The organism is Desulfosporosinus sp. BICA1-9, from assembly GCF_000802135.1.
This window is the reverse complement of record NZ_JUEE01000072.1, coordinates 13,721-25,844: the sequence shown is the minus strand read 5'-3', so window position 1 is coordinate 25,844 and position 12,124 is coordinate 13,721. Positions and strand designations below refer to the sequence as shown.

The window sequence follows — 12,124 nt, the reverse complement described above, 5'->3', positions numbered from 1 at the left end:
AACCCTTCCCGCTGATGCCGCTGCCAGTTCTTAGCTGTTTAGTTCACGGGCTCCATCCCCACTATCGCAATGATAAAATGTCGGGGTCAGCCCAGTCTTGCCCCTATATCCTATCGTCACCTGCGTTTGAAAATCCTTGACAGCCTCTTTATGAACCAAACTCACGGTACACCCGCCAAAACCAGCTCCTGTCATTCTCGTGCCCAGGCATCCGTCGACCTGACGTGCCTCAACAAAAAGTGTGTCTAGTTCCGGACCTGTCACTTCGAAGAGATCACGCAGAGACTCGTGAGACTTTATCATATACTGACCAAAATCCTGGATATTCCCTGCTTCTAAAGCGAAGGTTGAAGCTAGAGTACGTTCGTTTTCATGGATCACGTGGTCTAAGCGTTTATAAATCTCTGGCACCGTTACATACTTCTGTACCTCTTGCCATTGATCAAGCGAGAGATTACCCAAACTAACAACCCCAGGAAGGTTTTTCTGGACAATATTAACCCCTTCCTCGCACTCTTGCCTTCTTTGATTATACTTTGATTCTGTCAAACTTCGCTGTTTATTTGAGTTGGTGATGACAAGTTGATAGTCTCCCAAGACCAGCGGAACATAGCGATAATCCAAGGTGTCACATTTCAAGAGCACAGCGTTCCCCGCCTGTCCCATCCCCGAAGCAAACTGATCCATAATCCCACAATTAAGCCCGACAAATTGATTTTCGGCGCGCTGAGCCAGTTGCGCAAGGTCAATTAATGAGTAATCGAGAGATTCGATGTGTTTAAGAGCAATTGCAGTCACCATTTCTATAGAAGCGGACGAGGACAATCCAGCCCCTTTGGGGATATTCCCATCGTACAGAATATCGCAGCCTGATAAGCGCAGACCCAATTGATTGAATTCACTGAAGACCCCTTTGGGATAATTTGCCCATCCGTCAGCCTGCTGGTATATAACCTTATCCGCGTCGATCTCTACCTTTCCAGGAAAGCTTGTCGAAGCAAGACGAAACCTTCGATCCTTGCGAGGACGAACAACCGCCCAGGTTCCGTATGTTAACGCCGCAGGCAACACATACCCTCCCGTGAAATCAGTATGTTCTCCAATTAAATTTACTCGACCTGGGGCAAAGAAAACTCGCAGTTCCTCTCCGCTATCGCCATAGCCAAAGACTTTTGTAAAGGTCTGTCTCAGTATGTTCAGTCCAGGCATTCGTTGGTCCGCCCTTCTTTATCGAGATAATCTTGAAACGCCTTGCGCAAATATTCGGACGTCTCTTCCACAGCTTGCGGGTTAGCAGGCGCCCAAGCACCCATTTCAGAAGAAGCATAGTATTTTAGTTTACCTTCATCTCTCAAGGGTGTGTAAAATTCAATATGAAAGTGATAATAATCCTTTGCAGACTGTCCATGAACCGGGCGTTGATGAATGACCATCATATAGGGGAACAACCTATTGAATAAAGTATCCATGGCACCCGTCATACACTTTAGCATGAGAGCTAAACTACGTTTTTCCTCCCGAGTGAAATCACTTAAGGCCGTCTTATGGTTTTTACTAACAATAAATAACCCGTATGGGTAATCCGTAAAGAACGGAATATACGCTAAAAAATGCTCATTTTCATGAATTACACGCTTCTGAAACTCTAATTCTGCTCGATTCATATCACAAATTAGACACGATCCGTGTGAGGTGTAATAGGTATGGCAATTCTCGAGTTCCGTGCGGATTTTCAAAGGAATCCAAGAATAAGCATAAATCTGACCATGCGGATGAGGCATCGTTACACCGCACTCTTCCCCTCGATTCTCGAAAATCATAATATATTCATGGTTTGGCTCCTGACTCAGGGCCACAAACCGTTCCGTCCACAAATCAATTAATTTTTCCAGATGCTCGATAGAAAGCTCTGGAAGTGTCGTGGTATGATTAGGGGAATAGAGGATTACCTCGCATTTTCCATGCGCTTTCGCAGTTTTATATAAGGAAGACCCTACAGAATCAGCCTCGGGTGGGTCAGACATAAGTGCAGGAAAATCGTTATCGTATTTAAGAACATCATAATCTTCAGGTACCTTACCCGAACCCGGACAAAAAGGACAACCTTCCTTCGGCATATTCGGTCGATTTTGCCTGCGGGTAGCCACCATAGTCCAATCCCCCAACAACGGGTTATAACGTAATTCAGTCATGGCTATCCCCTCCTCTATGATCGTCTCTCAATGAGTTTTTAATCTTAGCTTATTTGATCTTCTCTATTCTATTATAATCCATTTAATTAAATTAATTAAGTATCTTTTATATTTATTTTCTCGTTTTTATTTAACAAATTAGGGAATGTTTAGTTGGTTAAATTAACCCTTCCATTCAAATTAATAGCAGATAGGGGTCGGTCTCTTTTTTCATGCCTCCACTCTTACCCTTATCAACTAGATGTTAAAGGCTGCCGATACCATAGGGTATCGACAGCCTTTTTCCTACTATCAGAAAGTATAAGTTTCGGGTAAGGTCCCTTCTCGCCATCACAGCACCTTGCCATCCATGGCGGTGCTCTAATCTCAAACGTCCTGTTCGAGTCATGACCAACGCATAAGTGCAACTAAGGCTGAGGCCTTCGCTAAGGCTTCTCCGCTAAGCTAACACGTGCGAAGACAGTGTCTTCGTGGACGTCAGCCAAGTTTTCTTTACATCGTTTATGCTTTGAAGTTTTCTTAGCCCTTGTAGAAGGTTTATCTTGCTGCTTGGGTAGTGCTCAATCCTAAGCCCTTTCTCTTCGCCATAATATGAGCCTCGATGTTATTAGCCACTTCGACAGGATCGTCTCCGAGGGCGACCTTCCCTCCGGTTAGCCCTTCTACATCTTGGGTCAATAATTTGACGAGTTGGGGTGCGCCCGTCACAAAGGGGGTCGGGGATAGATGAGTGTACGCCCCATATGCAACAGCAAATACTCCATCAATCGTCGCTTTTTGCTCCATCCATTCGGGGGCAGTCACTGCAATGGGTAATTGAGGTACGTCAACATCCAAATGATCTGCCAGGGCTGTGACGAGCATCGAGATTCTTCCTGTATCCGTACAGGTTCCAAAACTCAAGACGGGTGGGATTTTTAAGGCACCGCATATTTCTCCAAGGCCTTTGCCCGCCATTTTAACGGCATCCATGTTACAAAGCCCCGCCACTTCTAAGGCGTGATTTCCACACCCACCGGAAACAACCAAAATATCCTTTTTGATTAGTTCTTTTGCCAGATTTACAGTGTTCCAATCCTGTGGGCCATTCCTAATGGTCGAGCAGCTCACTAGGGCGACAACACCTTTAATTTTTCCCGCTGCGATGACATCAACGAGCGGATCTAGTTTGTTGCCAAGAGCCTCTAAGACAGCTTCAGTGGAGAATCCCGCAATCGCCTTCTGCGTGATTTTGGGAACCTTCGGGGTAATTGTCCCTTTTCGCTTATTGAAGTTTTCAATACTCAAATTAATGAGTTGATCAGCTATTGCATCAACTTCAGCCGGATGATACGCATACTTATGTTGGAGTCCCGGTACACCGATGATCGTACTGACACTCACCAGGGTTATTTGATATTTTTCTGCATACATATCAATGGCTGGTGGGGAACAATTCTCATCCATGGCTAGGACATCCACCGTCCCGGTAGCTAAAAGGGGCTCTATGGTCAACCAATTCCCCATTAGACCCACAAAAACATCATCTACAGGAAATCTCTGGACCAATTCTTGTCCGGTTTCGATAGAACCGACGATTCTAAGTCCTTTCGCCCCAGCCGCTTTGGCCCGATCTTGGACTTCCTTCGTTTTGGCCTTTTGAATGGTTGCAACTCCAGGCCATGGTTGGTGACCATTGAGCACGATATTAACGTAATCAGGGTCCATAATCCCTAAATCAACATTGACTTCGTGGGGTTTAGGTGTGCCAAACAAAATATCTTGGGTCATTTCCAGCCCAATTTGAGCATTATAGATTGTGGCAAGTCCCAAGCGCAAGGCTTTGAGTGCCAATGATACGTAATCTCCATCGACATTAGTTAAGCAGCTAGCGACACAATTTTGCTCTTCATGAACGGCACCGGCAGGGTAAATATTTAAGTCCTTCCAGACTTGTTTCCGTTTCTTCGGAGCAAATGCTTCGACCATAAGGTTAGGCTCTTCAGATCCGATGTTCATCTGTGCATTGAGGAGATCGGCTAATTGTATGGCCATCTGGTTAGTATCCTGATTCGTATTGAGTCCAAGCTTTTCACACATCCATTTAAGTTTATTAACATCTGTAATAATAAATGGAGTTTTCCCTTCTCCAGTCGCCTTTAAGGTTCTGAAAGCCTCATAGGCATGATGGCTATAGGTCCCCGCTCCCATAATATTTTGCAGAAGAAGCTTTCTCATAGCCATAGCATCGGCACCAATTCCACAGACCCCTTTATCCTGTTCACCCTTTTCACTGATTCGGCAGGGTCCTTGGGCACATTGTTGACAGGTTAAGCCTTGAAGACAAAATTTACAACGTATCTTCTCCTGTTGAGTCCAGCGATCGAATGAATTGGACATACCATCTTCCCGGATACGTATTAACATCTCTTCAACAGAGTCATGATAACTTACCCGGCCTTCTGTCTTTTCCAGTATGGTTTCAGTCATTACCGATCCCCCTTTTGTTATTACTATAGAAAGTTTGCTCATCTGCAATGGTAAATATGTACATGTTAATAAAAACTAAAAAGTCTCATTATCTATTCTCTTGTCATTCAATAGTTGCTGATTAATTTTCGATATTAATCAGCATGGTTGTTATAGTTGCTTAGGAAAAATGGAAAGATATAAAAATAGTAACCTTACAAGGAGGGATCATAAATGAACGAAAGCAGCGTTATGAACACTGATCCGAAAAATCTCCAAGCTAAAAGAATCGTTTATTATATCTTAGGGGTTTTACAAGTTTTACTAGCCTTTCGCTTAATCTTCAAGCTATTAGGGGCCAACCCACAAAGTCCTTTTGTGTCGTTCATCTATTCTGTGTCACAAGCCTTTTTAATCCCCTTCAACGGTATTTTCAGATCGGCTGTCACTAAAGGAATTGAGGCACAGTCAGTCTTAGAGCCAACGACCATTATCGCAATGATTGTTTATGCGATCATTGCTTGGGGAATCGTTAAGTTAATTGAAATCCGCAGGCCTGCGCATAGCAACGAAATCCGGTAAAGGAATGCTTACCTCAGGTGAAGTTTTACTCCATCCGAAAGTTTAGTTGAACTTATCCATGTGCAAGTCATGCAAGCCAAGTGCAAGCCAAGAACCGTCCCCAACTTGCACACCAACTTGCATACAACTGCATATTACGACTAGTGCAAAGAAACCCCCGTAACGGTAAATCTATACCGTTACGGGGGTTTGGCCATTTTCTTTCATAAAGTCATGCAACAATAAAATTCCATTCCGGATCTCATCCGGTTCCAGATGCCCATATCCTATCAACAACTTGTCTAAATGCTTACCTTTGCGGATACTGTGATATTCCACCGGAGTAACACGAATCCCATAGTTTCGACCCCGCTGTGCAAACTCATTATCAAAACGCATACCTGGAAACTCTAGGGCAAGATGTAACCCTGCAGCATCTCCCCACGGGTGCCATGCTTTCCCGAATGTTTCATCCAGCGTCTGTAAAAGGACATGTCGCCTCTGTCCATATACCCTCCGCATCTGCTGTACATGCCTATCTAGTTTTCGAGTATGCAAGTATTCAGCCAAGGCCGCCTGTTCAAAAGGGGGATTCTGGACATCTGCATGAATACGTAGATACCGCCACTGTGAGTGTAGTTGTTGCGGCAACACCACATAACCGATCCTTAACGCTGGGAATAAAACTTTGCTGAATGTCCCAACATAAATCACCCGTTGCGGATCCATCGAATAGAGAGGAGATACCGGGGCCCCGCAATATCTGAATTCACTATCATAATCATCCTCAACAATATACAAGTTATTTTCCCTAGCAAATCGTATCAACGCGGCTCGACGTTTAGCTGGAAGAATGCCTCCCAGAGGAAACTGATGAGAAGGTGTTACATATACTGCACATGCTCCTTTACCATCAAGATACTCGGTCTGAAGTCCTAGTGCATCCACCGGCACTGGACGCATTGAATATCCTTTACCTTGGAGTGCTCGCAGCATACCGATATGGCATGGGTCCTCTATCAGCATCTCCCGTCCCTCAGTAGACAGTAAATCGGCAATCAAATGTAAGGTTTGCGTTGCTCCAGCAGTAATGAAGATATCTTGTGAACTAACTGCAAGCCCCTTGCTTCGAAATAGCCATGCAGCAATTTCTTCACGTAACGACAGAAGCCCTTCCGGTCCGGAATAACCTAGTTGATTTAATGGCATTTTTTCAAATGCTTTAACGAATAGTTGCTGCCATTGATAGCGCGGAAAACATCGCAAATCTGGCTGACCTGTCTTAAAATCAGCCCTGAACGATTGAGCCTGTGGCATTGTTTCTTTCAACTGTTCTAAGGCAGGGGTTTTTTCAAGGCGCAGACCTTCAACAACCCGTGTTGGAGAACCCTGTCGGCTAATTACAAATCCCTCAGCTAATAACATTTCGTAGGACTCAGCAACAGTATTGCGCGATACCGACTGTTGTTTTGCTAATTCACGTGTAGAAGGTAATGCTTCACCTGGTTTTATCCGCCCATCTATTATGTAATCTCTCAGTGTTTGATAAATCTGACGCGACAAGGAAATTTCGCCTTGACGCTCTAATTCTATTCCCCACATACTCCCTCCAACTGGACTATTAATAATCCCCTTCAACTGGTTCTGTTGCTAGACCAGTTTATTTTGTATGATTATAACATCCCTGATTATTCATTACTATAAAATAAACTATTATATGGAGGATGAAAAATGGAACAGTTTAAAGGAATGATTTATTTAATGGGTGCTTTTACTCTGGCAGGAACTTCAGTTATTGCAGCCCGCTTCGTTTCCGGTCATCTGGGGACATTTACCATTACTGCTATCAGCTTGTTGTTTGCAATTCTTGCTTTGCTGCCGCTTTGCAGAAGCAATCTCAGAAAGACGCTTCAACAGATGTCGGCACGCGACTGGGTTACACTACTTCTCCAGGCAACATTTGGTATTTTTCTATTCCGTATGTTTCTTTTACAGGGTTTATTGTACACAAGTTCAGGTGAAGCCGGAGTCCTAACCGGAGCGACACCAGCAGCAACAGCACTTTTTGCAAGGTTTCTGTTAAAGGAACCCTTATATAAAAAAAGCCTTTTCGGTATTTTCAGTACTATTATAGGTATTCTGTTGTTACAGGGAATATTGTTACCTGGAAATGCATTGACTATGAATCATGTAATCGGGAATATATTGGTTCTCTGTGCTGCAGTATGTGAATCTCTGTTCAATATTCTATCCCGGATCAGTAGTCTTAGAATAGTTGCAGCTCGTTCTCTTCCCATAAATCCCATTGTCCAAACGATCCTTGTATCAGGAATTGCTTTGCTTCTTTGCCTAATACCATCACTATTCGAGCATCCGGTTTTATCGCTTATGTCACTTGGTATTAAAGAATGGTTGGCATTGGGGTGGTACGGTTTGTTCGTAACTGCACTGGCTTTCATTTTTTGGTACGCTGGTATAAAACGCTGCACCGCATATACAGCTGCTGCCTTTTCCGGTATGATGCCACTCACTTCGTTGGTCCTGTCTGTTTTGATATTAGGGGAGCGCGTTGCATTGCACCAATGGTCTGGGGGACTCTTGGTTGTCTTTGGTATGCTTCTGATTGGAGGGTGCCAAGTCAATCTACAACAAACAAGGTTACTAAGTATATCAGCATCTAAATGATACGAACTGTATGAGTGCGGAGCAAGTTGTGTCCCAACTTTTCATACCCTCGCCAACAGTGGGTTCACAGAGTTCGAGTCGATTTAATTTACATAAATTGGGCTGGTAATAAGCATTGAATTAAGTCTATAATCAATTAATGATATACTCATTTTTCAGTCGTATATCATTTGTTATTTGGATACCAATCAATCATCTGGTTGCAAGTTAACTCTAGAAAATGAGTTTAGACATCGTACAGGAGAGGATTGTATGGATCATAAACCAAAGAGCCTATTTCAACTCATTGAAGAGGACAAGCTAGTACGAATCATTGAAACCTTCACTAAGGCCACTGACATCACGATTGATATTAATGATGCCCTGGGTTTTCCTGTGGTTCAGCATGATTACTTTTATGGATTTTGCCGTAGCATCCGCTCCAAAGAGGCTGGTCTAAAGCGATGTATTAATTCCAATGCTCAGCTAGGTTTTAATACCGTAGAGCAGGGCAACTCCTGTATGGGCAAATGCCATGCTGGTGTTATGCTAATGTCAGTACCCATCATAGTAGATGATCAGTTCTATGGATCGATTACCTGCGGTCAGATGCTCCTGGAAAAACCACAAACTCAAGAGATTGAAGATATGCTTCACGCTACTTCTGACTTGGGTCTTGATCCCGAACACTTAATCCAATCTTTTCAGGAAATCCAGGTTATAAGCATGGAAAAATGCCAAGCTGCCGGTGGACTTATACAATTTGTGGTGAGTTATATAGTCGAACTGATCTATCGGGCAAAGATGCAAGAAGCGCTAAGCAAAGAGAAATTGAAAGCAGCTGAGGACGCGCGAATTATCGTAGAGCTTGAGCACACGCTACACAAGGCAGAGTTAAAAAACCTACAGGCTCAAATTAAACCCCACTTTTTATTCAACACTCTAAACACGATCATCAGTTTGGTAACTCTCGGTGAAAATACAAAAGGATTGAACACTCTTTTCGCCCTGTCCAATTTACTAAGGCATAATTTAGATCAGCCAGAAGAATTGGTCTCCTTGTGTGAAGAACTACATTATGTAGAAAGCTATCTTCTTATTCAAAAAACCAGATTTGGTAGTCGACTTGAAGTATCTATAGACGTTCCGGAAAACCTCCGAAATTTACAGATTCCTTTTTTAAGTTTGCAACCCTTAGCGGAGAATGCCTGTATCCATGGGTTGGAACCAAAAGAGGGTATAGGCCACCTCTGGATTAAGGCTAGAAAAGTTAACAACCTTGTGGAGATATCAGTGATAGATGATGGAGTCGGCATGCCCCAGGCTTATGCTGCGATCGATTTGAGCAAGGATCAGCAAATCCTTGCAGGGATTGGTCTGCGCAATGTTCATAAACGCTTGCAACTACAATTTGGCAAGGAATTCGGGGTTAAGCTGGTGCCTGAACAAGGGCTTACTACAGTTAGTCTCTTAATACCGAGTCAGTCCCCTATACCGCATTACGGCATCACTGATGAATGAAATCTCTACATCGCGGCGCAATACCATCACTGCGCGTTTGAGTCTTGGTAGCGCTCTAATTCAAACATCCTTGTTCGAGTCTTAGTAGCTCTATCCTCAAACATCCTTGTTCTAGTTATAGCCAGCGCGTGCAACTTAAGCGAGAACATAGGACGCGCCTAGTATCAAATGCTCCATGGATGGTTTAGCAGCATGGAAAAAGGACAAGCTTTTGAGCCTGTCCTTTCCTACGTGTGAAACTTCGGTTGCTAAACCGTTCTTGGGGTCTAATCCGGCTTAAAAACTAGAGGGGACTTCAGTAACGTCACTTAACGGCGTGTACTCCAGATTGAGTGCTTCTGCAACTGCTTTATAGGTGAGTTTACCATGGATTACGTTGACACCGCGGGCCAGCGCCAGGTCGGTTCTGATTGCTTCAGCATAGCCTAGTTTAGCAAGCTTAAGTGCATAGGGCAATGTAGCATTGGTCAAGGCGAAGGTCGAAGTACGGGCTACTGCTCCAGGCATGTTGGCGACACTATAGTGTATAACCCCAAACTTTTCATAGGTTGGTTCTGCATGAGTGGTCACATGATCAATCGTTTCTACACTGCCACCTTGGTCAATAGCAACGTCAACAATCACCGAACCCGGTTTCATAGCTTTCACCATTTCTTCAGTAACCAGCTTAGGGGCTCTCGCACCGGGGATCAGAACTGCTCCTACCAGCAGATCAGCTTGCGCTACAGCCTGCGCAATATTATAACTGTTAGACATTAAAGTTTTGATCTTTGAACTAAAGATATCATCCAGATAGCGGAGACGGGCATTGCTTACATCCAGAATAGTAACCTCTGCTCCCATACCGATGGCCATTTTAGCGGCGTTGATACCAACGATACCGCCACCAACAATCGTAACTTTAGCAGGGGAAACTCCGGGAACTCCGCCTAAGAGGATACCTTTCCCACCATATTGCTTTTCCAGAAACTGAGCACCAATTTGAGTTGCCATTCGCCCGGCCACTTCACTCATAGGAATGAGTAGAGGCAGGCTGCCGTCAGCAGGCTGAACAGTTTCGTAAGCAATACCTACGACATTTTTCTTGAGTAATGCTGCTGTCAAGGCGGGCTCTGGTGCCAGGTGAAGATAGGTAAACAGCAGTTGACCATCTTTGAACAGATCATATTCTGCAGACAGGGGCTCTTTTACTTTAATGATCATATCCGCGCTAGTATAAACATCAGCCGGGGTAGCCAAGACTTCGGCGCCAGCAGCAATGTATTCCTCGTTACTGATTCCACTGCCGACACCAGCATTATTTTCAATGACAACTTGGTGGCCGGCTTTGCAAAATGCCACAACCCCGGCGGGAGTAAGAGCAACGCGGTTTTCATTATTCTTAATTTCTTTAGGTACTCCGATAATCATTTTAATAATCTCCTTTCAATATGGGAAGCCTTTTAGTACCTTTATCATCTCACAATTAAGTTCTTAAACCAGACAAAACCATGTGCAATATTCTTAAGATATTGTCAGATTATTTGAATAACTTATTAAAATTTTTACCTTGAGTATTAATATTTTGTAATGCATAGATATTAAAAGAAAGTATAATTAATATGAACTCCTATCATAAGCAACAGATCTTGAGGGTGGGTGGTAATAGGATGTATAGAGTATTACTGGTTGATGATGAGGAATTAGAACGCAAAATTATCTGCTTTATCCTACAAAACTCCAGCCTGCCTATCACAATAGTTGGAGAAGCTACGAGTGGGCGAGAAGCTTTAGAAAAGGTTCATCTCACACGCCCTGATTTGATAATCATGGATATCAAAATGCCCGGAATTGACGGAATTGAGGCAACCAGACAAATTAAGGCACTTAACCCTGCCACAGAAGTCATTATTTTAACAGCCTATGGTAAATTTTCTTATTCTCAGCAGGCTATAAAAGCTCAAGCCACAGATTACTTACTCAAACCAATTCAACCACAACAACTGATCGAGGCTGTAAAACAGGCAATGGATAGATTTTCCCTTAGAAAGTTTCAACCTGGTCCTACTCTGGATTTGACAGGACTTGAGGAACAAGTAAGAGCAGGAAATCTTAAGGAGGGTAAACGTCAATTAGCGCTTATTCTTGAGCAGCTCGCTGCTTCAAACCAGATTCCACAAACAGTTCTTGTAAATTCTTTTGCTGTACGACTCATGATCATTGTCATACAAGTTACCCTTTCTGCAGGTGCTGATCCCTCCGAAGTTACTCCAATTGAACATGAGCTTGCCCAAGATTTATCCCATGTATCCTCCCTCGATGATATAAAATATTGGGGGGAGATAATGCTGGAAAAATGTATTGGTTTATTAGGTTCAAATCAGCCGTTTAATCAATCCCAAGTCTTAGTAAGTAAGGCCAAAGACTATATCGAATCTAACTATGCCCATAATATTTCGCTTAATATAGTGGCAACTCATGTCCACCTCAGTCCCGCTTATCTCAGCCGGATCTTTAATAAACATACAGGTATTGGTTTAACAGATTATCTGGCCCAAGTACGGCTCAAGAATGCCAAGCAACAATTGCGTAGGTCAACTGCCACAATCGACCAAATAGCCGCTGCTACCGGGTTTAATTCCAGCAGCTATTTTTCAGCTATTTTCAAAAAGCACGAGGGTATTACCCCCTCTGAGTATCGAGCAAATCATACCTTTTAACCAGGATCAGAGGTCATTATAGTTGCCAAAAGGGATGCA

General features: G+C 43.5%; 9 protein-coding genes. 4 read left to right on the top strand and 5 right to left on the bottom strand.

The genetic code is table 11. The features are described 5' to 3' along the window. Nucleotides 1–30 precede the first annotated feature (30 nt). The 3 genes from JL57_RS09195 to cooS all read right to left on the bottom strand — a co-directional run bounded on the left by JL57_RS09195 (nucleotide 31) and on the right by cooS (nucleotide 4,661). Nucleotides 31–1,209: a galactokinase gene (locus tag JL57_RS09195; protein WP_034141751.1), complete on the bottom strand. Its 1,179-nt coding sequence runs from the start codon at nucleotides 1,207–1,209 to the stop codon at nucleotides 31–33. After that, nucleotides 1,197–2,192, bottom strand: a complete 996-nt coding sequence (gene galT / locus JL57_RS09190; RefSeq protein ID WP_034141750.1) for a galactose-1-phosphate uridylyltransferase — start codon at nucleotides 2,190–2,192, stop codon at nucleotides 1,197–1,199. Before galT ends, JL57_RS09195 begins: the two co-directional genes overlap by 13 nt. A 537-nt stretch (nucleotides 2,193–2,729) precedes the next feature. Further along, the gene (gene cooS, locus JL57_RS09185; RefSeq protein WP_034141749.1) at nucleotides 2,730–4,661 is read right to left on the bottom strand and encodes an anaerobic carbon-monoxide dehydrogenase catalytic subunit; all 1,932 of its coding nucleotides are present in this window, start codon (nucleotides 4,659–4,661) and stop codon (nucleotides 2,730–2,732) included. Nucleotides 4,662–4,874: 213 nt separating this feature from the next. Between cooS and JL57_RS09180 the strand changes: the two genes are divergently transcribed. Further along, nucleotides 4,875–5,222 carry a YggT family protein gene (locus tag JL57_RS09180; RefSeq protein WP_291299889.1) on the top strand — a complete coding sequence of 116 codons (348 nt, stop codon included), beginning with the start codon at nucleotides 4,875–4,877 and terminating at the stop codon, nucleotides 5,220–5,222. Nucleotides 5,223–5,393: 171 nt separating this feature from the next. Here JL57_RS09180 and JL57_RS09175 read toward each other — a convergent pair whose 3' ends face one another. Then, the gene (locus tag JL57_RS09175; protein ID WP_034141748.1) at nucleotides 5,394–6,803 is read right to left on the bottom strand and encodes a PLP-dependent aminotransferase family protein; all 1,410 of its coding nucleotides are present in this window, start codon (nucleotides 6,801–6,803) and stop codon (nucleotides 5,394–5,396) included. A 129-nt stretch (nucleotides 6,804–6,932) separates the two neighbouring features. Here JL57_RS09175 and JL57_RS09170 point away from each other — a divergent pair, with 129 nt between their 5' ends. Both JL57_RS09170 and JL57_RS09165 read left to right on the top strand, forming a co-directional pair. Then, the gene (locus JL57_RS09170) at nucleotides 6,933–7,886 is read left to right on the top strand and encodes a DMT family transporter (protein ID WP_034141747.1); all 954 of its coding nucleotides are present in this window, start codon (nucleotides 6,933–6,935) and stop codon (nucleotides 7,884–7,886) included. A gap of 252 nt (nucleotides 7,887–8,138) precedes the next feature. Then, nucleotides 8,139–9,386 carry a PocR ligand-binding domain-containing protein gene (locus JL57_RS09165; protein ID WP_034141746.1) on the top strand — a complete coding sequence of 416 codons (1,248 nt, stop codon included), beginning with the start codon at nucleotides 8,139–8,141 and terminating at the stop codon, nucleotides 9,384–9,386. Between the two features lie 276 nt (nucleotides 9,387–9,662). Here JL57_RS09165 and ald read toward each other — a convergent pair whose 3' ends face one another. Further along, nucleotides 9,663–10,796: an alanine dehydrogenase gene (ald, locus tag JL57_RS09160; protein WP_034141745.1), complete on the bottom strand. Its 1,134-nt coding sequence runs from the start codon at nucleotides 10,794–10,796 to the stop codon at nucleotides 9,663–9,665. 239 nt (nucleotides 10,797–11,035) lie between these two features. Here ald and JL57_RS09155 point away from each other — a divergent pair, with 239 nt between their 5' ends. After that, complete coding sequence (locus tag JL57_RS09155; RefSeq protein WP_034141744.1) at nucleotides 11,036–12,085, top strand: response regulator; 1,050 nt, start codon at nucleotides 11,036–11,038, stop codon at nucleotides 12,083–12,085. Nucleotides 12,086–12,124: the final 39 nt, after the last annotated feature.

Bases quoted from the DNA above. Each gene is read 5' to 3' on its own strand.
- JL57_RS09195 (WP_034141751.1), bottom strand. From the start codon at position 1,209: ATGCCTGGACTGAACATACTGAGACAGACCTTTACAAAAGTCTTTGGC.
- galT (WP_034141750.1), bottom strand. From the start codon at position 2,192: ATGACTGAATTACGTTATAACCCGTTGTTGGGGGATTGGACTATGGTG.
- cooS (WP_034141749.1), bottom strand. From the start codon at position 4,661: ATGACTGAAACCATACTGGAAAAGACAGAAGGCCGGGTAAGTTATCAT.
- JL57_RS09180 (WP_291299889.1), top strand. From the start codon at position 4,875: ATGAACGAAAGCAGCGTTATGAACACTGATCCGAAAAATCTCCAAGCT.
- JL57_RS09175 (WP_034141748.1), bottom strand. From the start codon at position 6,803: ATGTGGGGAATAGAATTAGAGCGTCAAGGCGAAATTTCCTTGTCGCGT.
- JL57_RS09170 (WP_034141747.1), top strand. From the start codon at position 6,933: ATGGAACAGTTTAAAGGAATGATTTATTTAATGGGTGCTTTTACTCTG.
- JL57_RS09165 (WP_034141746.1), top strand. From the start codon at position 8,139: ATGGATCATAAACCAAAGAGCCTATTTCAACTCATTGAAGAGGACAAG.
- ald (WP_034141745.1), bottom strand. From the start codon at position 10,796: ATGATTATCGGAGTACCTAAAGAAATTAAGAATAATGAAAACCGCGTT.
- JL57_RS09155 (WP_034141744.1), top strand. From the start codon at position 11,036: ATGTATAGAGTATTACTGGTTGATGATGAGGAATTAGAACGCAAAATT.